The following is a 24881-nucleotide window of genomic DNA, read 5'->3' on the forward strand; positions in this document are numbered from 1 at the left end:
AAACGGTATACTATATAGAAAATAGGTCAATTTAAGAAACTGCTCTTAAACTGACCTATCTCATTTACCTTCTATATCTTATCACCAATACAACCCTAATATACAATCTCAATAGCTTTTTCTGTAGGTAACCAAAGCACATTAGCTCCTACTGTTTCTGAAACAAATCTAAGTGGTACTAAGGCTCTTGCATCTTTAATCAGCATACCATTTGTACTACTTAATGTTAGCTTTTTACCATTTAAAATAATAGTTGCTTGTTTGGCTTCATGATCCCATTTTACTTCTGCACCTAAATTTTCCACAATAAAGCGGATAGGTACCATTGTTGTATCCTTTACAATCATAGGTGCAACATCATTAACAATTGTTTTACCATTTACTTCGGAACTTGTTTTACCAATAGCCAGATTTAATTTAAAGAGTTCTTTTGCCTCTAAAATGCCGTAGTTACCTGCCTGATCTACCTTAGCTATGAAAGTTTTGGTTTTAGCATCATAGCTGCCACCTACTTTTACAACTTTATAAGTCCCATCTTCTTGTTTTTCGTATCTTACAAGAGTTAGCTTATCAGTATTCTCAGCACTAACTTTCGATAAATCAAAGGTGAGTGTAATTGGCTCACTAATAACTTCTACTTTTTTATTGGTACTCATTTCAAAAGCTACTGTTGCTACGCTATCAAAAAACGTCTTGAAATTTTCATTCTGGCTGATTTGCGTCTTAATAGCTGCTAATTCACTAGCTACTAGACTTGGCACTTTAATCGTTAGACTTAGTTTTTCCCCATCTGTTACTTCCTTAATAAGTTTCTCATTCAAGGTAATGGTTACACCATTTCCTTCAATAACAACACCTGTTTGGCTACCTATTAACTCGCTTATTGCCTCTGCAACTAATTGAACCGCATTGTTTCCATCTATTTTAATAACAGGTGTTTTACCCTCTTTAAGTGCTTCTATAATTTTATCTACCACTGTTGCTATCGGTTTTGTTGTACTAGAATTTGTGGAGCCTCCACTTGATGAACCGCCACCTGTTGAACCTCCACCTGTACTAGTTCCACCAATTTCTTTACCAATGGTAATTACTGTTGGATTTGGATTCTTAGTTAATACAGCCCCTATGCCATCTGGTGCACTTGCTGTTAATACTAAAAGACCTTTCATATCAATACTTCCGTCTTCTGCAATAGTAGGAACGATAGTTGTATCCAAATTGGTAAACCAGTCATCACTAACAGAGGTACCTTCAGTATTCACTCCATTAATATAGTTACTTCTATCTGCTAATGAATCTTGACCCTTAAGATCCATTGTATCGCTATCATTTCCTTTATAGGATATAAAGTTTTCTAATACCCAATCTGTTATTTTGGCATTCGTATTAAAGAATAGATTCTTACCTTCATTACCATAAGAAGTTGTATTATAAACCATGCAGCTTGGATTACTATTACTAAATACACCATTATTTAAGTTTGCAAAAGAAACACTATTTTTTAATACATGTGGTACAGATATACTTTCACCACCTAATTTGAAACCATTACCTTCACCTGTTTTACTTGGATTACCAAGTAATGTACCATTTGCATAAGCTACAGAGCTTTCAATCGTCACCGTACCAATTGGTCCTGTCGTTGATTTCGCATATAAATCCCAACCATCATCAATATTATGATGTGCGATACAATAGCGGAATACATTACCTTCTCCAGCGGTTAATTTAGCTGCAAAACCATCTGCATCATTCCCTAACGCATCACAGCTGTTATAAACCTCACAGCTTAATATTAAGTTATAGGATGGCCACATAGTGTTTGGCTCATATGCACTACCACTAATTTGAAGGCCTGTATCTGCATTATCATGAATTAAAAGTTTTTCAATCGTATTATAATGTCCACTCACTTGTACCGGACGTTTAGCATTTGGTGAATTCATAAGCTCAATATTATAAATATGCCAGTAGTTACCATTTACTGTAATACCATTTGTGCTGCAGTTTGATAAATCAAAAACAACTCGTTTACCCGGCTCTGACATTAATACAATAGGCTCTTCCTTTGTACCATTGTTACCTCTGGCAATATTAATACCCTTTGTCAATTTATATGTACCATCTAAAAGAACAATCTCTTGACCTGGCTGTGCAAAGTTAACAGCTGTTTGTACATCTAAAGGACTGGCTTTTGTCCCTTGGTTAGATGCTGAGCCGTTTGCTCCTACATAAATGGCATTTTCACTTGTTCCATATTGTTTGTAAGTTATGCTAAAAGGTATTTCAATAGACTCATAGGAACTAAGTTCCTCATTATCTGCTAATAATTCTCCTTGACCTAATTTATCTGCTGGAGTAAATATAGCTGTAAATTGATTTGTTTCTCCTGATAATTTCACTGGAGCTACCGCTCTAAAGGTGCTTGCCTCTCTAGGATCAAGTACAACCTTAGAAGCCACTACATTTCCTGCTGCATCTTTAATATCAATTGTTCCTACTACATTAGCTTTAAAAGCAGCTTCATATTTTTTATTAGACGTTGTTGTTGTAGAATCTAGACTAACTGTTGGTGTTACATATTTTAATGGTCTTTCTTCCTTTGGCTCATCTGCACTTGGATGAATAGTTGTAAAGCTATAATCAAGTACAGTCACCATAATTTTACGGCTTGCACACATACCTACATAATATTTACTGCTATCTTGTTTCAATAAAAGTTCTGGTTCATAGCAAATCACTTCATTCGTTTTGTCATTACTCATATATGCATGGAAACCAGTATTACTCTTTCTAAGTGTTAAAGTATACACTTCCCCATCTTCAAACTTAGGTGGATTTGAATTAGTTGCTGTTGTATAGTCTTTCTTAAATTCCCAATCAAATGGTTCTGTATCAATCGTCTTTCTCGCTGAGTTTGCAACAGTTGGTCCCGCTGTATAACCTGTTACAAAATAACCTCCTGGAATACCATAACCATTAATAAGTGTGCCATCTACTGTCTTCACATACTTTCTAAACATAGCACCCGCTGAGTTAAAGTAACGTGCACTACTTTCTCCAAGCACCATTGTATCAATAGCCATTACACCGAAGCCTGATTGATTATCTTTACTACCAGAGTCATCTACTCTGAAAGTAGCTGTTAAAGTAAAGTTTTCTGTTTCTGGATTGATTTCTGTATAATAGTATAAGAACCCATCTTCACTATCTGCTAGCTTACCGCCAGTATTACCACCGACAGCTCTAGCATCTAAGGTAATAGAACCGTCACTATTTTCAGTGATGGTTCCAGAAGCACCTGAACCTACTAAACCACCTAAAAATCTTTCTACGCTAGCTGCCACCTTTTTAGTTGTTGTAGCCGACTTAGATTGACCACTACCATAAGCAGTTACCTTAATTGTATAGGTTTCACCCACTGTAAGACCTAAGATGTCACAAGTCGTTACTTTTAAATCCTTTTTTTCAAAAAGATTATTGGCTGTATCCTTAACTTCCACATCATAGGTTTCCGCATTGAGTGCATCATCCCAATCTATTGTTAAAGTAGCATTGGTTGGTGCTTCAATAGCTGTCGTTTTAACATTCGTAATCTTAACATCACCTAATGGTACAACAAAATCATTCAGTGCAAATATATCACTGCTATAGCTTGTTTTACATCCCTCACGAATAGCTTCTGCCACTATTGTGTAATCTTCTGATTTTTCGAGAGTTAAAGCAGTAATGCCTGTGCCATCTGCTTCTAGATTGTCAAGTAATTTACTCGTTGTTAGCTTATTAGAACTATCATAAATCTTTACCCATATTTTATCTGTCTCAGCATTTGGAAGTGTACCAGATACTGTAACATTCACTTTTCTTTGATCAACAGTATCTTGCACTGCACTTACAACAGAAGGCTTAGTACCATCTGCAAAAGTAACTGTTTCTACAGTTCCTTGTATTACTTTTACATAATAAATATTGATTCCACTACCAGTTGAACGGATATTATAGGTACCTGCCGCATCAATAGTTGCTTCACTCATAGGCAATTTTCCATCTGAATCACTGCTTTTACCTACTGCTTTTAGTGTAGTTACCTGATTATCCGCTTCATCATAAATACCTAATGTCCTATCTGTAGAAGAACTGCCACTTAAAGCAAATACTTGAACAGTAGCTGATCCCGTTGTTGTAAACTCAATAGTACGCGCTGCAGCATTTCCGGTACCATTTAGCTTAATACGTTTGCTAAAGCTATGATAATACTCACTCATATAACTACTGCCATCAATATCTACCTCTTTGCCAGCTGCTGCTTTAATTGTAAAGTCCCCAGCCACCTTATCTGCTGCTAACTTAGCATTTTCTAAATCACTAGCATTCAGTATTTTTATGCTGCTCTCTGTAGTCGTTGGCATCATACTATCATTAAATACCTGGATGCTCGTATCTACTGGTTCTTCTTGCAATAACATCGTTGCATTTAATGGTAACCCTAAGGTTAACATGATCACACTCAGAACCCATGCTACTACCTGATTCTTTACCTTCTTACTCATAATAGATCCCCTTTCAATAATTTAATTATGTATATTAGTATCATTACATACGGATGTATGTAGTTTTACTCAAATAAGTAATTAGGACCTTCTAGTTTAATTTTGTATAATAATTATAATTATTATCTAATTTAATAATTATTTTAATAATTTTAATTATATATTACACCATAACGCAAATTAATTTTATGATATTTTTTAACTTTTTAACGTTTTTATGATATTTTTTGTTAAATTTTTATATTGTCTTATTTTTATTTATCCATCTCAACCTATATCTATCTACTTATTTGTTATGGAACAGAAAAACTGCTATCAGCTTTTAATGATTTATTAGAGTGAATTTTTAATCCTTTATATTTTGCTCGTATTCGAGAAATAATAATTTCAAATCTAAAAGGGAGGCTCTTATGTTAGAAGAATTAATCATTCGCTATCTTCCTCTTCCTATTCATCTCCTCGAACTAATGGGAATTACCGTTATTACTATCGGTGCCTTTAAAGCCTTTTACCAATACGTAAAATCCTTGCTTTTGAAAGAACATTACCCTGTCAAATACCAATTTGCTGAAGCCATGGCTATGGCCTTAGAATTCAAACTCGCTGCTGAGATTTTAAAAACGGTATTAGTTAGAAGCCTTCAAGAAATCGCTATCCTTGGAGCCATTGTCCTCCTTCGTATTCTTATCACGCTTATCATCTACTGGGAAATCAAACAAGATAACGCCGAAAATGCTCCCGAATATAACTCCAAACAAAAAAACTGACCTTGATGGCCAGTTTTTCACTTTACTCTGGTGGTAAATAGATTAAACAAATATTTGGTATTGCAGCATTAGGTAAAGCAAGATTATGAGAAAAAAGTTCTGAATTGAAATAAGCTTTATTTTCTATTGTTGTAAATATCATCCTTTCCTTCACAATATGCGCCTAATCTTGGATTAAAATAATCCTGATTATTAATCACAATATCACTTCTTTGCTCAGGTCTGTATTCTTCAAGATACTTCCTCTGTACTGGTATATACTTATTTGTATATTTTTTTATAAATCCTTCTCCATATTTCGGGACATCCCTTACCTGCATCCGCCTTAATACTTCATCAAAATCAATATGCAAAAATACAGTTGTATCCAAATATTTGAGCAATGGTTCTCTAAACAAAAGCACCCCCTCTATTAGTACAATGGTATTTTCATCTATATTGTAATGAATAAAATTTTCGTATTTATTAGTATCTAAATTTAAACACAAAATATCTTTGTCAATAGAGCCCAACTTATTCAATGGACCTAAAATTTCATCAATAACTTGGTCATAGTTAAAAGCATTATGATAATAAGCTTCTATTTCATTATCTCCCTTACAACGCAATTCAGCAGGATTATGGTAGTCATCAATATGTATAATCGTATTCTTGATTTTTAAACTTGAAAGAAACTTAGAATATGCTTTTGTAAATACTGTTTTTCCCGATGTATCTACACCGTTAATACCTATTACCTTTTTGCCTTTTCGTATACTTCGGTCTGTTATGGTATAAAAGATTTCTATTCGATTTACATATCCGATGATGTCTGTAACATTCTGTATAATATACGTAGCCGCCCCCAATTCATTTATATTGCCATAACCATACATAGCAGCTATAGATGGAATATTATTTTCCGCAGCTGCCTCTATATCTGATAGAGTATCTCCTATAACAACTGCTGGTGAATTATTGTCTAATATTTTTCTTATAACCTCTCCTTTATTGTTAGCCTCTTTTGCGCTATATATATTAGAAAAATATTTAGTTATTCCTGTCTTTTTTAGTACAAGTTCAATATATTCTGAGCTTCCGTTTGAACAAATAATAAGTGTATGTCCCTTCGATACAAGTTCTTCAAGCAGCTCTATAACATTTGGGAATAATATGCCATTTTCTCTTACTTCTTTCTGCTCTAATTCACGAAAACGATCATACACATCTTGCTGTTTTATATGAGGAGGCAGTATGTTTGTTAAAAACTCAAAAGTTTTTTTCCCAATATTATATGTTATTACCGTATCATCTACTTTTTCTATCGCTAACTCATCAAACAAGTGATTTACAGCTGCAATATCGCATAATGCTGTTTGAAATAAAGTCCCGTCCAAATCAAATATAATTATCATTCTGGCCTTCCCCCTTAAATTCATCTCTTCTATACCACTACTAACACTAATAAACCTAATTCTTATATTGTTAGGTTAGGTGCTAATTGTATTTTTACTTTATCTCCTAATAAAGTGATGTCCTTGTAGCACCCCTCTCCTTATCCACTGACATAGGTATAAAACTTGTATGTCCTCATGTCACATCCCCTTCTGTGATTATGTAAAAATATTACTATTTATAGCATAACTTGTTATAGTATAATTTTCAATTAAATGACAAAATCTTTTGACATTTTAGTAAATATAAGAACTTCTTTTAAACATAGTGTTCTAGAAAAACTATGTTTAAGCTTGAATAAATGGATAACAAAGTTCTAGATTGAAAAGGAGTGTTGCAAAACTAGGTAACTAGTTCGCAACACTCCTTTTTAGCGTGCTAATTTATATGATATAAATCATTCTTATCTATTCAAATTCTCATAATCGAGATACAATAAATCTATAATTCAAAATTTTAAACAAATTGTTAATAGTGTATTTCCCCAGTAACACAGATTTATTGAGCTTTTAATAAGATTATCACTTCAACATATGCCAATTTTTCTTACAACTTGCCCCTATTTTTCTGACAATTAATCTCTTTATAGTATAATTTGTATTGTCTTAGACATCACGTCTTATCACTTTTAGAAATAATTTGTTAAATCTAAATCCAAAATTCTAAGGAGGAACAGAGTATGAAAAAACGTACTCACATGAAAAGAAATGTGGCTTTACTTACAGGTTGCACCGTTTTTGGCTCTATATTCTCACTACTAGGTAACTTCAATCCAACTCAAGCTGCTACTGATTATGACTATTTAACCGCATTAAAGTATGGTATCCAATTCTATGATGCCAATAAGTGTGGTAAAGACGCTGGTACTAATAATGCCTTTGACTGGCGTGGCGCTTGCCATGTTAATGATGGTAAAGACGTAGGACTTGATTTAAATGGTGGTTATCATGACTGTGGTGACCATGTTAAATTTGGCATCACTCAAGGTTACGCAGCAAGTGTACTTGGTTGGAGTTTTTATGAATACAAAGATGGCTTTGATAAAGCGGGTGCTACAGAAAAAGCATTACAAACGCTTAAACATTTTACAGATTATTTATTAAAATCTCATCCTAATGCAAATGTTTTCTATTATCAGGTTGGTGATGGTAATGCCGATCATAGTTATTGGGGTGCCCCTGAAGCTCAAGGTGACCGCTCTACTATGTTTAAGGTAGATGCGAATAATGCTGGTTCAGATGTTGCTGGTGAAGCTTCTGCTGCACTTAGCTTAATGTATCTTAACTATAAAGACATTGATTCAGCTTATGCTGATCGCTGTTTAGCTGCTGCCAAATCACTTTATACCTTAGCTAAAGTTAAACCAGGTACTAGTCAAGGCCAGAGCTTCTATACTTCTAGTAGTTACAAAGATGATTTAGCTTGGGCTGCTACTTGGTTATATCAAATCACTGGTGATTCAGCTTATCTTAACGATGCTGAAAATTATATGAAAACCTCTACCGGAATTGCAAAAGATGAATGGACTATGTGCTGGGACAATATGCTCAGTCCTGCTACTATTCAGCTCTATAAGCTAACTAATAACTCGGTTTATTTAGATGCCATTAAACATAATTTAAATTACTGGTATAACAGTGTTCCAACCACACCTGGTGGATTAAAATACTTAAATAACTGGGGAGTACTCAGATATTCTGCGGCTGAGTCTATGATTGCCCTTCAGTACTATGATTTAACAGGAGATACTGCTGCTAAGTCCTTAGCCACTACTCAAATCAATTATATTCTTGGTAAGAATCCTAATAATATGTCTTACATGGTTGGCTACGGCTCTAAATACCCACTCTATCCACATCATAGAGCAGCTAATGGTTATACCTATGCAGATAGCGGTAACTTAAAACCTGCCAAACATGTACTTACAGGTGCATTAGTGGGTGGTCCTAACTCTAACGACCAATATAGTGACAATGGTAATGATTATGTTTATACAGAAGTAGGTATTGATTATAATGCTGGGCTCGTTGGTGCACTTGCAGGTTTAGCCTCCAATCAGGACGGACCAGTTCCTACACCAACGCCTACTCCTACACCTACTCCTACACCAACACCTACTCCTACACCAACGCCTACTCCTACACCAACGCCTACTCCTACACCAACGCCTACTCCTACACCAACGCCTACTCCTACAGAAGGTGTTATTCCTAAGGTTAGTGTTACTACGCAGTTAGGTAGCTCTGTCAATCAGCAATATGCTATCACCTCTGTAGGTAGTCAAAATCTTGATCTTTCTAAGCTCACTATTCGCTACTACTACACCAAAACAAGTACAAAGAGTCAAAGCTTCTGGTGTGATAGTGCAGGTCTTCAGCTTAATGTATCTCCATGGTATGTGAACCTTTCTTCTGGAGTAAAAGGTACTTTTAAAGATGGTTATCTAGAAATCACTTTTGATACTACCTATAGCATGGCACCAAACTCTGGTTCACTTAATTTAGGTGTTCGCTTTGCTCAAAGTGATTGGTCTGGCTATGAAAATCTAGTTGATAAAGGCTATGAAGTTTATTACAACGGTACATTAATTAAATAATGATAGATAAAATGCAAATAGAGCCGAACAAATCGTTCGGCTCTATTTGTATCTTATTATCTACTTTTCGGTAAAAATACAGAAAAGCAGCTTCCTCTTCCTACGTCTGAAGTGACCTTTATGTAACCGCCCTCTGCCAATACAATTTCTCTAGCTAAGTATAAGCCTATCCCTACTCCCTCTTTTTTTGCAACTCTAGGACTTCTGTAAAAGCGTTTAAAAATAAGAGCCAACTCTTCTTCTGTAATACCTATTCCTGTATCTATAAAATCAACTCTACAAAACATCTCATATTCACTGATCTTAATAGTAATGCTACCTTCCTCAGCCGTATACTTAATGGCATTGTCTAACAGATTAGCAAACACTTCTTGCGTCCATTTACCATCAAAGCTTGCTATATCTCTTCCCTCACTTGGCTCCCATTGAAGTTTTATCTTCTTCTCCTCTAGTTTTGCTTTTGCTTCCTCTAATACCTTATTAATAAGGGGCGCCAGGTTATTGGTTGCTGGCGTTACGGTAATGATGCCATTCTCAAGACGAGAGAGTTTCACTAAGGAGCGTATAAGGAAGTCTAATTTTTCGCTTTGAAAGCTTATTTGTGTCACTAACTCACTTGCTTCTTCTGTCAATTCCTTCTCTTTTAAAAGCTCACTATAAAGTAATAGATTAGCAATAGGCGTCTTGGTTTGATGTGAAATATCAGAGATTAAGCTTTTAATATGCTGATGCTGTACTTTAATACTTTGCTGAGATAGCTGGCTACTTGTGAGAAATTCTGCTAGTTTTGCTTCTAATCTTGATTGCCTAGATTCATTAAAGCTACTTTCTTTAAACTCATCTTTAATAACAAGCTCTAACATCTTCTCTAATCCTTGCATAGTTCTATTAGCTTCTTTATAAGCTCGTATACCTATAATGATACATACTAATGCTATTAAACAAACTATTATCATGATAATGACTAATAGCTTCATTCTGCCTCACCCCTTATCACCCAGGTATAGCCAATACCATAAATGGTTTTGATATATTGAGGCTTTGCAGGATTATCTTCTAATTTTTCTCTGAGCCTGCGAACTGTTACTGAAAGCGCATTTTCATCTACAAATTCGCCGCCATCCCAGATGCGCTCCAATAGATCCTCTCTGGAAAGGATTCGTCCCCTATTCATTACTAGTAATCTAAGTAAGCGTTGCTCTGTTTTACTTAAAGCCAACGCTACATCCCCTTTTAAAAAGGTCATGGCATCAAAATCAAAACTAAAGTTCCCTAAACAAATGATTTTCTTATCTACCTGTTCTTTTCTTCGCAAAACTGCTTGTATTCTAGCACGAAGCACCGCTAAGCTAAAAGGCTTGGTAATATAATCATCTGCCCCTGCCTCTAATCCTACTACCTCATCCATCTCTAAGTCATTGGCTGTAATAAAAATAACGGCTGAACTGAATTTTTCTCTTATTTCCTTACAAAGCTCTAGGCCGCTTCCATCAGGCAGATTAATGTCTAAAAGGATTAGGTCAAAAGGCTTAAGACTCAGCTTATGCCTAGCTATTCTTAAATCCGAAGCTTCAGACATTTCATAGCCTAGTTGCTGCATAGCTAGAGCAATTCCTCTGGATAAGGCTAAATCATCTTCTACAATAAGAATGTTTTTCATGCTACTTCTCCCTTTAACGACTGACGATCATTATTTAGTCTATAGTGCAATATTAAATATTACGAGAAAATGAAAAGGGCTAGGTATCCTCAATTGCCCTCCCCTATTTTCTTAATTATATAACATTAATAGGAGCTTTGTAACACTTTCTCTTAGAGCCTGTTATGTACTTACTCACCATCTTTTAGTTCTTCGACGATGGACTTCTTGTTATTGGTGTGATAAGACCAACGAGGTATAATGGCTGTTAGAATGACTAATAAGGTACATGCTATTAATAGGGGTGCTAAAGTAAGTTCAAAACTTAGAAACCACATAGCCTTGGTTAAGCTTTTTAAGACTGTATATGACACCAGTAAAGTAATAACTATAGAAACTATGGAAGTGTATACTGCATAGTAAATGCCTTCAAAGGTAAGCATGCTGAGCAATTGCTTTTTGGTCATGCCTATGCTTTTTAACATGGCAAATTCTTTTTGTCTTGCAATAATACTCGTACTCATGGCATTGACAAAGTTAAGTAAGCCAATCAAACCAATAATTAAACACAACGCTCCTCCTACAAGCACTAATACATTTCTAAATTCAAAAAATTCCTGTTTATAGCTTTCTCTTGAACAATAACTCATGGTCTGATTGACCGCTTCTGTGTAATTTTTAAGGAATAATTCTATTTGTGACTCTTCCCCATCTATGCTTTCGCATAAATAAGTCATTCGGCTTATTTGTGGTGTATAGGTTTTAAGCTCTTCTACTGGCATAGCAAAGGTTACTAAATCTCCATAGGTTCTACTAGTATTGGTATAAGTCATGCGATAGAAACCCATGATTTCATATTCCTTTTCTCTTCCGTAAACTTCAGTTGTTGGCTGCTTTATAACTTTCCCCTCTTTGTCATAAGCTACCCCAGCTTCATCAAAGTAACTAACATTAGGATCTGTTATTGTCTCTTCAAGTACCTTAAGCTTTACCTTATCTCCTATATCATAAAGGGCTTCATCATAAACAATATTGCCATAGTCATCATCCATTAGCCCTAGTAGCAAGTAATTTCCTGACTTGAACTTTTCTAAATCTAATTCACCTTTAACGATATCCAAGTTTTCAAGGTTAAAATCATCCATTGCATAAATTCCTGTATAAATACCTTGCGTTTTATCAAAATGCATCTGCTGTCCATAATAAGTAACTTCCCCTTCATATTCAGCCCTAATATCTACTCCCATAGGTGTATAAACGCCTCCACCTCCTGCAAAAGCTGGTTGCGCTTCAAGCATTGCTACTAATTCCCCATCTACCTCTTTTTGCTCCTGAAGATAATCATTACTAAAGTAGCTAGCATGAGCCACTTGAAAATCACAATCTATAAACTTGCTTACGAATTTATTCATATCAAAGCTATTGGCTAAACAAAATACAGCATTCATCAGCACTAAGCTAAGTGACATGGAAATCACAGCTATAACGGTTCGCTTTCTATTTCTACCTAAGTTAGCAAAAGCCATTTGATAAAGCTTAGACCCATTGGTTCTTTTCTGTTTTTTGGTATAGCCTTGGTCTACGCCGCTAAATTTAACGGCTTCTACCGGTGTTATCTTAGCTGCAGCTTTGGCAGGCTTATTACAACTCAGGAGTACTGTGGCCATAGCAAATAGAGCTGAACCTATAAAAATCATAGGACTAAAGTTTAAACTACTTTTTCCTCCATTCATATGAGCTGTTAAAAGCGGCAGAAAAAGCGCGCCCAATCCAAAGCCTAGTATAAGCCCCATAGGAATTCCCCATAAACACATTTTAAGGGCTTCTTGTTTAATAATACTTTTAATTTGTCTTCCTGTAGTTCCTATGGTTTTTAATAAACCATAAAAACGTATTTCTTTGATAACTGAGATTTGAAAAATATTATAAATAATTAAATAGCCTGTTAGCATAATAAGCACTATGCCTAAAACAACTGCCACAATGCTTCCAATGTTATTATCTAAAGAAGCACTCATATAAGACCAATTCACACCATAATGAATACCATTATCAGCATTTTCTTCTATAGCATAGCCACTATCTGTAATCACCTTCTGCACATTACCTTCGATATCCTTGCTATTGTTAAAGTAAAGATCTGCTCTAATAGAACCATTGATATCAAAGTCTTTTTTATAAGCTTGTCCTCTCCCCGGTAAGTACGCTTTGACAAAGCTTTCTGAAACAAGTCCTATTCCAACGGTAAAGGCAGGCTCGCCTTCATACCAACCACTTAAAATAAAATCTACCGTTTCAATTCGGTCATTAAAATCTATGTCTAAACTAACCTTTTCCCCTACCTTAGGTGTTATACCCAGTCTTTGGAGGGTTAGATCATCTAATACAATGTGATTTTTATCTCGCGGAAAAGTGCCTTTCTTTAATTCGATAAACCCTAACTGGGCACACACTTTATCATAGTAATCAATCTCAACAGGCCTTTTAACTAAAGTTTCATCTACTACTGTTCCTACATAAATACATTTACCGACTTTATCAATCAAAGGGTGCTTTGTTAACTTCTGATACTCTTCTTCGCTTAAATACTTTAAAGAAGCATGGGCAGCCCCTCCCGCCATACGCATATTGTTATATTCCATACTTTTGATAATACCTGCACCTAAAGTAAATAAAGTGGTAAATAAAATAGTCGTTAGAGTGATGGCAATAATAGCTGTTCGGTTACGTTTTTTATTACTCTCATAGTTCTTTTTTGCAAGATTACGAATAGCCTTGGTGTTTTGCACCTTAAACATGAGCCTCACCTGCCTTAACCAGTAAACCATCTTCAATACGCACAATACGGTCAGCTAGCTGAGCAATTTCTTCATTATGGGTAATCATCACTAAGGTTTGTCCAAATTGATCACTGGTAATCTTAAGCATGCCTAAAACATCTTGAGACGTACGGCTATCTAAATTTCCTGTTGGCTCATCCGCTAAAATAATGGCTGGCTTAGCTGCTATAGCCCTGGCGATAGCTACTCTTTGCTGCTGCCCTCCTGAGAGCTGACTCGGTAAACTCATGAGTTTCTTTTCCAAGCCCAAGGTATGTATAATTTTATCTATATAGGCTTTATCCGGTTTATTGCCATCTAGTTCAATTGGCAAAACAATATTTTCATAAACATTAAGTACTGGTACAAGATTATAACTTTGAAATACAAAGCCGATTTTGCGCCTTCTAAAAATAGTTAGCTCCTCTTCTTTAAGTTTAGATAAGTCCTTACCATCTACTATTACGGTTCCGGAAGTAGGCTGATCAAGCCCTCCTAACATATGCAAAAGCGTAGACTTTCCACTTCCTGAAGTGCCTACAATAGAAACAAATTCTCCTTTTTCCACCGTAAAATCTATTCCATCCAAAGCATGTACAGCTGTATCCCCCTGTCCATAGTACTTTTTTAGATTTTCAGTCATTAATATCTGCATCTTATTCCCCCCTTAGTTTATAACTCTATTATAGCTCTAACATATGTCCATAATCTTTCCACTCCTAAAACAAATCTAACAGTATTGAAAGATTGTCTATTCCTACTTTATAACATGATGACTTAATCATATAAAGGACTTTTTCTCTTCCTCTTACTTTGTGTTATAATCATTCATAGCGACATAAAAGTAAAAATATGATTATTTTGAGAGGAAGTGGGTAATATGAAGCATTACTCTAATAGTAAAAAGAAACTATGTCTTATCCTGACCACTGTAGGTGTTATACTAGCTGGTCTTATCCTTGCCTTTTTTATTTATGTTAATAACTACTATCATACAGAATCATTAGCTATGAGGTTCTTAGAAGATAATCAAACTATTAGCTTAACCTATGAAAAGGATTATCTTGTTCTGGCTCCAAAAGAAAATGCACTAGACACAGCCCTTATTTTTTATCCTGGTGGCAAAGTAGAATATACAGCTTATGCCCCTATGCTGAGCAAACTGGCAGAAGCTGGCTACATTTGTATTATTCCTAAGATGCCTTTTAATCTAGCTGTTTTTGATCAAGACGCAGCCACACCTATTATGGCAGATTTTCCTGAAATTAAGCATTGGTATCTAGGGGGCCACTCTTTAGGTGGTGCTATGGCAGCAAGCTATGCTAGCAAACATAGCGAAGCTTTAGATGGCCTCATTTTATTAGGCGCATATAGCACCCAAGATTTATCTCAGCTTCCTCTTAAAGTCCTTTCTATCTACGGCAGTGAAGATAAAGTCTTAAATAAAGCAAACTATGAAGAAGGCAAAGCTTTTCTTCCTAATGACTTTACTGAGCTTTGCCTTGAAGGTGGTAACCATGCCTATTATGGTGAGTATGGCGAGCAAGCAGATGATGGTCATGCTACAATCACTAGTGAAGAGCAAAAACGACTTACTGTGAAGGCTATCCTCGAATTTTTCCATTAACATAGAAAAGGTAGCTAGTCTAGCACTTCCCAAAATAGTGGCTAAACCCTTAGGAGATGTCATTCTTTTTATACCCAACTACTACAATAGCGGACTGTCAACTTATTAATTGACAGTCCGCTATTAGATTTATAGATTTAACTATGATTGTATTTTAATTGTTGGGGATAATCATTATTACTTTTTGCTATCTTATAACCTTTTCTAAACTGCTTAGGAGATGTATTTTTATATAGCTGAAATAACTTGATAAAATAACTCGTTGTACTAAATCCCACTGTATGAGCAACCTCTGTAATATTCAGTGTTGTGGATATAAGTAATTTTTCTGCTTCTGTAATTCTTATTCGATTAATATACTCACTTAAATTCATTCCCAGATATTCATTAAACGTTCTAGAAAAATAACTATAGCTCATATTACAAAGGTTGGCTAACTCTGCGGCTTTAATTTCTTCGTCGTAATGATGTAGTACATAATCAAAAGCAGGCTGCAATCTTTTCATCGTTTCTCTATTTACATCTACATCAATCACAATATCTATTCCTTGCTTATGAAAATATCTTAGTAGCCATAAAAATATTCTTCCTATATGATTTTTTATGGCTAGTTCATACCCATAACTCCTCATTTCAAATTCATCCAACATTTCATAAAGAAGCTTTGGAATAAATGTATTTTCAATCTCAGACTTGTCAATGACCTTTTGATGTTTCCCGTTTTCTAGAATAAATGGTAAGACATATTTTAGCTGCAAATGATCTTGAAACATTGTATTATAAATGACTTCTGGTTCAAATCTAAGGACAATATACTTTCCTCCTTCACAAGAATGTGAATCAATTTGATGCACTTCTTTTGAATTAATAATCACCAAATCTCCTTGCTTGAATAAATGGGCTTCTCCATTTAAAAGCACTTTGTATATACCTGATATACCATATAAAATCTCGATATAACTATGATAGTGTGCTGGAAAAACGTTTCCCTCTGCCTCTACATTGTGAATATGACAGAGATAATTATAAGATATTCCATCAATAATTTCCTTTTTTTGTTCTAGATAATGCATATCACCCTCCACGACAAAATATTTCTATTTTTTTATAAAAATATTATATCATCTATTTTATCAATCATTTATACTTATTTTATCATCAAATTTTGGGAGGTAAGATAAATATGCATAAAATAGGTATTCCTTTAGAAGGATTTGCTGAATTTTCCAAAATAGTTGCCGCTAACGGTGCTGTATTAATAAAAAATCAAGAACAAATTCTTCCTATAAAACCAACTGACAGGGTATCCATCTTTGGAAGAACTCAAATCAACTATTATAGAAGTGGCACCGGATCCGGTGGTAGCGTCAATGTGCTTTATAGCACTAATCTTTTAGGCGCTTGTAGAACCCATGAAGCGATTACAATAAATGAAGATTTAGCTACTATTTATGAAACTTGGGTCTCCCAAAATCCTTTTGATAATGGCGGTGGACGTTGGGCCTGTGAACCTTATCACCAAAAAGAAATGCCCCTCTCAGATCACATTGTAAAAGAGGCAAGAGGCAAATCAAACAAAGCAATCGTTGTTATTGGACGTACTGCTGGTGAAGATAAGGATAATACCAATGAACCAGGTAGTTATCAGCTGACAGACGAAGAGAAAAACATGCTTCAACTTGTAACAAAACATTTTGAGCAAGTTGTTGTTATTCTAAATGTAGCCAATATCATCGATATGAACTGGATAAATGACCCTAGTCACCTTCATCCTATCCAAGGCGTTCTCTACATTTGGCAAGGTGGTATGGAGGGTGCCAGTGCAGTGGTCGATTTACTAGTTGGCACAGTAACACCTAGTGGTAAGCTTACAGATACAATAGCTTATTCCCTCGAGGACTACCCTTCTGCTTCAAACTATGGTGATCCTATCAAAAATTCCTATCAAGAAGATATCTATGTGGGCTATCGCTACTTTGAAACATTTTGTCCTGAGAAAGTCCAATATGAATTTGGATATGGTCTATCTTATACACAATTTGAGATTAAGCCTAGCGAAGCTTCTGTTATTACAAAGAACAATGAAAAGCATATCCAACTTGAAGTGCTCGTTAAAAATATAGGTACTCATTTTGCTGGCAAAGAAGTTGTCCAGGTCTACTATAGTGCACCTCAAGGAAAATTAGGCAAACCTGCTAAAGCTTTGATTGCCTTTGAAAAAACAGATTTACTGGCACCAGGTACCTCTCAAATACTTCATATAAGCTTTCCTATTAACCAAATGGCTTCCTATGATGATAGTGGCATCACTGGTTATAAATCTGCTTATGTACTTGAACCAGGTGAATATATATTCTATATTGGAAACAGTGTAAAAAATGTCACAAAGCTTCATATCGATGGCAAAGCTAGTTATCACCAAGCTTCACTTGAAGTCACTTCTCAGCTTACAGAGGCTTTAGCACCAACAGAAGCTTTTACAAGAATAAAACCTGGTGCAAGAAATGCTGATGGTACTTATGAACTTACTTATGAAAATGTCCCTACACAAAGCATTTCTCTCTCAGATCGTATTCAAGAGAATCTCCCTGAATCATTACCTATAACAGGGAATAAGGGCTATACCTTAAAAGATGTTTATGAAAAGAAAATTCCCATGGCGACCTTTATCGCTCAGCTTACAGAATACGAGCTAGCTACACTTGTTAGAGGGGAAGGGATGAGTAGCCCTCTTGTAACCCCTGGTACAGCTTCTGCCTTTGGTGGTGTATCCGATAGCTTAGTAGCTTATGGTATCCCTGCCGCTTGCACAGCTGATGGCCCTTCTGGTATTCGTATGGAAAGTGGCCATCATGCCACCCAAGTTCCTATTGGCACACTTCTTGCAGCAACCTGGGATACCAAACTTGTTAAGTCCCTTTATGAACTAGAAGGTAAAGAATTGTTACGCAACCAGATTGACCTCTTACTTGGACCGGGACTTAATATCAAGCGTTATCCTTTAAATGGCCGTAACTTTGAATATTTTTCTGAAGATCCTCTGATTAGTGGTGTTTTTGCTACTGCTATAACACAAGGTCTTGAACTTGGTGGTGGTTATGCTACCCTTAAGCACTTTGCTTGTAATAATCAAGAAAAAGAACGTTCAGTGGTAGATGCAATCGTTTCAGAACGTGCCCTAAGAGAAATTTATTTAAAAGGTTTTGAGCTTGCCGTTAAAGAGGGTGGTGCAAAAGCCATTATGACAGCTTATAACCCACTAAATGGACACTGGACAGCCTCTAATTATGATTTGAATACTACTATCCTTCGTGAAGAATGGGGATTTAAAGGTATTGTTATGACAGACTGGTGGGCAAAAATGAATGATGTGGTAGAGGGCGGAGAAGCAACAATTCAAAATACTCATTTTATGGTACGCTCACAAAATGACTTATATATGGTAGTAGGTAATTACGGTGCCGAAAACAATATCTACGGTGATCATACGATTGAAGCTTTAAATAGTGGCACATTACAAATTGGTGAATTACAGCGTTGTGCCATGAATATATGTAATTTTTTAATGGAAACGACTGCATTTTCTAGAATGACTGCTAATAAACCAAAACTTCGTTTTATTAAAGCTTCCTCTGAACCTACTTCAATAGAACCACATAGTTTAGCCGAAAACCCTGAAGTAGCTTTTGACCCAGTTAGTCCTCCCTGTATTCAAGTTTCTACTGCTGGTGCCTATGATCTTATTGTTCATATGATGTCACCTGAAAGTTCCTTAGCGCAAACCGCTTCTAATGTGTACTTAAATAACGAATTAATTGCTACCATCCAAACCAATGGTACATCTGGTAAATGGATTACTCAAAAACTTGTTACAGTAGAACTTGAATGTGGCAATTATCAACTTACCGCAAACTTCATTAAACCAGGTCTTCAAATCGGTTCAGTCACATTCCAATTAGTTTCCCGAAATAGCTAATTTATTTGACTACTTCTTATCTCTCTCAATCAATAAAGGCTATATCTTTTTCCTACCAATGGATATAGCCTCTATTCATCCAATCATATGTTTTGCTCTCTTTCTCTACTTTATTTTGTTAATATGACTATAAGCAACTAACTTCAACCCATAAACCTTTTTAAAGTAAAACGTATTGATTTTTATTAGCTGCTCATACTACTCTTATTATCAAGAATTTATTACTTTGTATGACTACAAAAGGAGACCTTATAATGAGAAAAAAATTTTTAGTTATGAGCATTTTACTAACTACATTAAGTGCTACTTCCGCTATTGCCGCATCTCATATTTCTATCAATGACGCTAGAGCTATTGCACTTAAGAAAGTACCTGGAGGCACAGTCACAAGTATTGATTTGGATTATGAAAGAAATAAAGCCATTTACGATATTGATATTATCCTTAATCAATACGAATATGAGTTAAAGCTAAATGCCCAAACAGGTAGTGGTATCTCTATTACCAAAGAATTAAGAGATGATTACGCCTCTTCCCAAAGCACCAAGTTTATCTCCATGGAACAAGCTAAGAATATTGCACTAAAAAAAGTCCCTGGTGCAACAGTTGACAACATTGAACTAGATTATGAAGGTGGCAGAGGGATTTATGAAATTGAATTATCTCTTAAACGCTATGAATATGACTTAAAACTAGATGCACGAACAGGCAGTGGCATTTCTATAAAAAAAGAATTGCGCGATTAACAGAAACCCCTTCTTTAAACTTTTAAATAGCATAAAGACCTAGTAAGGCTTATGTAATATGCTTCTCCTTAAGTAGCCAAGGTAAATACCTAAAATCTACTTAAAAGGAAGCATATCAAGCCACTATGTCTTTTCTTCTTTCGTAAGCGTAAAATATCCCTGGACCTAAGTAGCTAAGTAGTCACAGGGATATTTTACGCTTACAAACTTTCTCTTCCAATAGTGATACTGATCAGGTGAAACGGCATTTGCCTTACACCACTCTTGAATACTAAGTTCGCTACTTGTACGCTCATCAATACGCTTACGCCATTGCTCTTACTTTGATATCATTGTCATATATTTTAGACATGTTTAATGGTAAAATCATTAGCTATAACATTTCTCTTCACTCAACATTTAGTCAAACTCTGGATATGTTGGACAAGGCTTTTGTAAAAATCTCTAATGGTACAGATCTTATTCTCCATTCAGATCAAGATTGGCAGTATCAAATGAAACAGTATCAATCCCGTCTCAAAGAAAAGGGGATTATTCAAAGCATGTCTAGAAAAGGGAACTGCTTGGATAATTCAGTAATGGAGAATTTCTTTGGATTACTAAAAACAGAGATGTTCTATAATCATGAATTCAATTCAGTAGAACATGTGATTAATGAAATAGAAAATTACATAGAGTATTACAATAATAGAAGAATTAAGTGCAAACTAAAAGGACTGAGTCCAGTGCAATACCGAATTCAGTCCCATAGAATTGCCTAAATATAAACCGTCCAATATTTGGGGTTCAGTTCATTAGCAATGGATATAGCCTTTTTTCATCAATTAATTAAAATATCAATCGCCCTTTAACGACTATATGACGTCGTAATATGATATACATCTTCTTCTCTTAAATAACTTAAGAGTCCTTATATCTCCCACCTATTTTTATCTCTATTTAGTATACTCAGTTTAGGTAAACGCAAATTTTCTAATCTTCCACGAAAGAAGTAGCTACTCTTATCAATGATACACTTGCCCATCATATACGAGAACAATTTTCTTTTCAGCAAAGTTAGTAATCTCACTCCAATCATTATTGGCATAGCGAACCTGTAATTGAATACTTCCTGTATTAGGTTGTAGCACATAGTTTTGATTGAGTTTAACTTCTAAGTAATTACCATTGGTGTCACTACCAAAGGTTCCCGTTACACCATTAAAAGCAACATACCAAGGTGATACGGTTAATTGCGCTGCTGCATTATCACACCAAAAATTCATGGTCTTAGTATCATTTTTTGTATAATAGTATTTAATGCTAAGCTTAGATAAATCTACAGCTTGAGTCGTTTTAGGTGTTAACGTATATGTTTGATTAATAGAACTTCCTGCTGTTGTTACAACTTTTAGATCTACTATTGTATTTGGTGTTTCCTCTCCAGGATTGCTACCTCCACCTGGGTTTTCGCCACCTCCTGGATTTTCACCACCACCTGGGTTTTCACCTTCTCCAGGGTTTTGACCTTGATCAACCTTTCCTACTAAATCCAGTCTAGTAAGCGTTGCTACAAGTGGTGAATTCCAATAGATGTCCACCTCATTGGTAGAGTAACTTTCGATATGGTCTAAGTAGCATTTAGCTGGTGCCATCCCTTTTAAATAAGCTTTTGCATAGGTATCTTCTAAACTGGCATTAGGTCCACCCACAAGCATTCCTGGAATAGCTGCTTTTTGTACAATAGAAGGTCTATGGTGTGGGTTCTTAGGAGAAGTTGCTCCATAACCTGTTACATAGCATAAACCTATAGCATTTTTACCTAAACAGTAGTTAAGGTGCTCTTTAGCCCATTTAAGATAGTCTGCATTTGCTTCTACGCTGTAAGCTGTAATCAAAGTAAGCGCATTATTTAAAGTAGACATATTACTTCCCCAATAATAATTCACGCCATTTGAAACGCCATAACTGTCATTTTTAGCTGCTGTTACAATATCGTTAGCTTGGCTGACTATACTCGCTTTTACTTTATTATATGTTGCTGTATCTGTAGAAGCTGCTTTTAAGTAAGCGGTGTTACCGTAGTTACCAACACCACCCCAATCAAAGCCTATTTCTACTTTTTGATTGACGTAATTTTTAAATGCCTCATGATATTTAGCTTCTCCTGTTGCTTTAAAGAGCTGTGCAGCTGCCCAGTATCTCTCATCTCTGTCACTTGTGTCACCATATTCACCTGTTTCAATATCAGATGGGTTTTTAAAGTTACTGCTTGGTGCTTGTTCTAAATAACTCCATGCTTTCTTAGCTGCTGCAAGGCATTTATTAGCATAAGCTAAATCAATGTCTTTATAAGTCTCATAACCCATAGCCATAACAGCTGCAAAATCAGCTGTAGCTGTTGTAGATATAGGACATACGATTAGCTGCCCCGTTTCTTCTTGTGGCATCACATATCCTGGGAAACTGGCACAAGTTACCTTATGATAAACACCTCCATTGGTTTGATTTTGCATTTTAAACATCCAGTCTAACTGGTTTTTCACTTCATCGAGTAAATCTGAAACACCATTTCCACTTTCTGAAATCCCCATTTGATCAGTAAACGCTGCTTCGTTATCCCCATAAGCAAGTAGTAAATCAGCTACAGCTTTGGAGGTTGCCACTACATAACGTCCATAATCTCCGGCATCATGCCAACCACCTGAAACATCAATGGTTTCATTAGTACCATAAATCTTAGCTTGGGTTGTATGGCAAGTAGGATGTGACCATTTTCCTGCAAGGGTACTCGTAAGTTCTTGTCCACATCGTTGCATATAAAACATCTTGAAAGCATCTTTAAAGACATTTTGATAAACATCCTCACTGATTTTAAAGCTATAAGATTCTCCAGCATGAGTTGTTACAATCTTATAAGTACCAGGTGTTTTTACTGATGAAAAATCTCCTGAGCATGTGTTTTCTTGTGTTGCAGCATCATAGCGACTGTTTGATATATTGCCTTCATAAACAGTAGTACCGGTATCTACTGACACCACACTAAACTTAGTGTCCTCAATAGCCCCTCTAAAGACAACCGTTTTGGTTTCTTCTGGTTTATAACCTATTTGGTTTAAAACCACCTTTTTCTCTTCAACTGGTTTGTCTTCTTCGTCATAAACTACATTGCTGTCATCTACAAGGTAAAGCTCTACATTGTCGATTCTAACCTGATGGCTAGCAACAGCTCCATCTACATTTCCAAGGTTAAAAGCAAGCCTAGGCATTTTGTCTGTTTCATCTAGCATGGTGAATGTTTTGGTAATGGTCTGCATGACAGGAGTAGTGCTTATTCTATCATCTACATACCCACGATAATCCCCGCTATTAAGCTGAATCCTATAATCTACTTGTCGATTAACGCTTGAACTAATATCAAATTTTAAAACATACTTTCCATTTTTATATAATTTAAAGTCATCGTAATTAACCTGCATACTATAGGACTCTGTTCCACAATCTTGAATGTTTGCTTCAAGCTGTCCTTGATTTACTCCTAGAGTTCCCTTGCCTCCTAGAGTAGTGAAATATCCCCAAATCCCTATACCACTTTCAAAGTTACCATCTTTGATTAAATTCGAGGTGCTAGACTGTGTGGTCTGTGCCCATAGCATAGAGGTACTACTACTTACAGTACAAAAAAACATACATGCTGATAAAAATAAGGTGAACGCCTTTCTCATCATATCCTCTCCTTTTCATTGAGTTCATTACTTCCACTTGCATTATATGTATACATATAGTTCATCTTATTCTAACAATTAAAAATAATTTTTAAAATGATGTATCATGGTATTTAACTGATAAATCATGTTGTTTAAGGAGGTTTTATGATGAAAATTACGTACATTGGGCACAATCATACTCATGATATGGATTTTGAGATTCAACGTCCTCATGGTTCTGGAGACTACTTAGCTCTGCTTCTTAGAAGTCATGGTCTCTTTCTTTTAAATAACCAACCTGTCGTTCTATCACCAAATACCTTTTTCTTATATCAACAAGGTACGCCTCAGTATTACAAAGCTTATATGGAGCCTTTTTCTAATGATTGGTTTCACTTTACCCTAGAGGATGATGAAACTGATTTCTTTGAGTCTTTGCAAATTCCTTTTGAGACTCCTATTTCACTCCATCATTCACCTTTCTTTTCTTTACTAATCAAGCATATGACCTGCGAGTATTATACAAAGCCCTATTTTTATAATCAGAGCCTAGATCACTATCTCTCATTGTTTTTCATTAAGATTTCAGAAGCTTATCAGACTTACTATGAGCCTCTAACATCTTTACATATTAATCAGCTCGTCCTTCTTAGAAGCAAAATCTATAGTCGTCCTTATGAAAAATGGACAGTGGAAGGCCTTGCTCACGAGATTAATCTAAGCCCCTACTATTTTCAAAAGCTGTATAAAAAACAGTTTAATATTTCCTGCTTAAAGGATATTATTAACGCACGTATCGAATATGCCAAGCACTATCTCACCCTCATTGATATACCGATTAAATCTATTGCTGAAAATTGTGGTTATGAAAATGATGTCCACTTTATGAGGCAGTTTAAATCGGTTACAACTTATACGCCTAGTGAATATCGCAAGCTCCATACTTAGTATACTTATTACAAATCAAAACGGGTTGTCTTAAATGGCACTAGCCAATAATCTTTCTAAAACACTTGCTATTGAATCTGTATTGATCAATTA

14 protein-coding genes and 2 pseudogenes are annotated in these 24881 nt (G+C 35.5%); 7 read left to right on the forward strand and 9 right to left on the reverse strand.

Annotated features, from left to right (window positions below; genetic code table 11):
- Nucleotides 1-95: 95 nt before the first annotated feature.
- On the reverse strand, nucleotides 96-4550 hold the full coding sequence (locus QTL86_RS14080) for a stalk domain-containing protein (RefSeq protein WP_410495202.1): 4455 nt from the start codon (nucleotides 4548-4550) through the stop codon (nucleotides 96-98).
- Nucleotides 4551-4960: 410 nt separating this feature from the next.
- Here QTL86_RS14080 and QTL86_RS14085 point away from each other — a divergent pair, with 410 nt between their 5' ends.
- Nucleotides 4961-5317 carry a DUF1622 domain-containing protein gene (locus QTL86_RS14085; protein ID WP_013655719.1) on the forward strand — a complete coding sequence of 119 codons (357 nt, stop codon included), beginning with the start codon at nucleotides 4961-4963 and terminating at the stop codon, nucleotides 5315-5317.
- A gap of 116 nt (nucleotides 5318-5433) precedes the next feature.
- Here QTL86_RS14085 and QTL86_RS14090 read toward each other — a convergent pair whose 3' ends face one another.
- The gene (locus tag QTL86_RS14090) at nucleotides 5434-6711 is read right to left on the reverse strand and encodes an HAD-IA family hydrolase (RefSeq protein ID WP_410495204.1); all 1278 of its coding nucleotides are present in this window, start codon (nucleotides 6709-6711) and stop codon (nucleotides 5434-5436) included.
- A 719-nt stretch (nucleotides 6712-7430) separates the two neighbouring features.
- On the opposite strand from QTL86_RS14090, the gene QTL86_RS14095 reads away from it, so the two are divergent.
- Nucleotides 7431-9347, forward strand: coding sequence for a glycoside hydrolase family 9 protein (locus tag QTL86_RS14095; RefSeq protein WP_410495205.1), 1917 nt, complete (start codon nucleotides 7431-7433; stop codon nucleotides 9345-9347).
- A 56-nt stretch (nucleotides 9348-9403) separates the two neighbouring features.
- On the opposite strand, the gene QTL86_RS14100 is transcribed toward QTL86_RS14095, so the two are convergent.
- The 4 genes from QTL86_RS14100 to QTL86_RS14115 all read right to left on the reverse strand — a co-directional run bounded on the left by QTL86_RS14100 (nucleotide 9404) and on the right by QTL86_RS14115 (nucleotide 14460).
- Nucleotides 9404-10324 carry a sensor histidine kinase gene (locus QTL86_RS14100; RefSeq protein ID WP_410495206.1) on the reverse strand — a complete coding sequence of 307 codons (921 nt, stop codon included), beginning with the start codon at nucleotides 10322-10324 and terminating at the stop codon, nucleotides 9404-9406.
- Entirely contained in the window at nucleotides 10321-11007 is a 687-nt protein-coding gene (locus QTL86_RS14105; RefSeq protein WP_410495207.1) for a response regulator transcription factor, read from the reverse strand. The genes QTL86_RS14100 and QTL86_RS14105 overlap by 4 nt, the downstream gene beginning before the upstream one ends.
- A gap of 170 nt (nucleotides 11008-11177) precedes the next feature.
- Nucleotides 11178-13784, reverse strand: a complete 2607-nt coding sequence (locus QTL86_RS14110) for an ABC transporter permease (RefSeq protein ID WP_410495208.1) — start codon at nucleotides 13782-13784, stop codon at nucleotides 11178-11180.
- Nucleotides 13777-14460 (reverse strand): ABC transporter ATP-binding protein, encoded by a 684-nt coding sequence (locus QTL86_RS14115; protein ID WP_127065702.1) that lies wholly within the window; start codon nucleotides 14458-14460, stop codon nucleotides 13777-13779. Before QTL86_RS14115 ends, QTL86_RS14110 begins: the two co-directional genes overlap by 8 nt.
- Before the next feature lie 225 nt (nucleotides 14461-14685).
- Here QTL86_RS14115 and QTL86_RS14120 point away from each other — a divergent pair, with 225 nt between their 5' ends.
- A complete protein-coding gene (locus QTL86_RS14120; protein ID WP_410495209.1) occupies nucleotides 14686-15432 on the forward strand; it encodes an alpha/beta fold hydrolase in 747 nt (248 codons plus the stop codon).
- A gap of 137 nt (nucleotides 15433-15569) precedes the next feature.
- Here QTL86_RS14120 and QTL86_RS14125 read toward each other — a convergent pair whose 3' ends face one another.
- Nucleotides 15570-16505 carry a helix-turn-helix transcriptional regulator gene (locus QTL86_RS14125; RefSeq protein WP_127065700.1) on the reverse strand — a complete coding sequence of 312 codons (936 nt, stop codon included), beginning with the start codon at nucleotides 16503-16505 and terminating at the stop codon, nucleotides 15570-15572.
- Between the two features lie 110 nt (nucleotides 16506-16615).
- On the opposite strand from QTL86_RS14125, the gene QTL86_RS14130 reads away from it, so the two are divergent.
- Together QTL86_RS14130 and QTL86_RS14135 are read left to right on the forward strand one after the other, a co-directional pair.
- Nucleotides 16616-19408, forward strand: coding sequence for a glycoside hydrolase family 3 protein (locus QTL86_RS14130; protein WP_410495210.1), 2793 nt, complete (start codon nucleotides 16616-16618; stop codon nucleotides 19406-19408).
- Nucleotides 19409-19662: 254 nt separating this feature from the next.
- Nucleotides 19663-20154 (forward strand): PepSY domain-containing protein, encoded by a 492-nt coding sequence (locus tag QTL86_RS14135; protein ID WP_190283513.1) that lies wholly within the window; start codon nucleotides 19663-19665, stop codon nucleotides 20152-20154.
- Nucleotides 20155-20319: 165 nt separating this feature from the next.
- On the opposite strand, the pseudogene tnpA reads toward QTL86_RS14135, so the two are convergent.
- Nucleotides 20320-20460 (reverse strand): annotated as a pseudogene (gene tnpA, locus QTL86_RS14140) (IS66 family insertion sequence element accessory protein TnpA); the annotation flags it as partial.
- A 26-nt stretch (nucleotides 20461-20486) separates the two neighbouring features.
- On the opposite strand from tnpA, the pseudogene QTL86_RS14145 reads away from it, so the two are divergent.
- Nucleotides 20487-20915 (forward strand): annotated as a pseudogene (locus QTL86_RS14145) (IS3 family transposase); the annotation flags it as partial.
- 243 nt (nucleotides 20916-21158) lie between these two features.
- Here the strand turns inward: QTL86_RS14145 and QTL86_RS14150 are convergent.
- On the reverse strand, nucleotides 21159-23858 hold the full coding sequence (locus QTL86_RS14150) for a glycoside hydrolase family 9 protein (RefSeq protein WP_410495211.1): 2700 nt from the start codon (nucleotides 23856-23858) through the stop codon (nucleotides 21159-21161).
- Between the two features lie 150 nt (nucleotides 23859-24008).
- On the opposite strand from QTL86_RS14150, the gene QTL86_RS14155 reads away from it, so the two are divergent.
- Nucleotides 24009-24788 (forward strand): helix-turn-helix transcriptional regulator, encoded by a 780-nt coding sequence (locus QTL86_RS14155; RefSeq protein WP_127065696.1) that lies wholly within the window; start codon nucleotides 24009-24011, stop codon nucleotides 24786-24788.
- The last annotated feature ends 93 nt before the right edge of the window (nucleotides 24789-24881 follow it).

Origin of the sequence: Cellulosilyticum sp. ST5, assembly GCF_046529625.1 — a bacterium.
Lineage (GTDB): Bacteria > Bacillota > Clostridia > Lachnospirales > Cellulosilyticaceae > Cellulosilyticum > Cellulosilyticum lentocellum.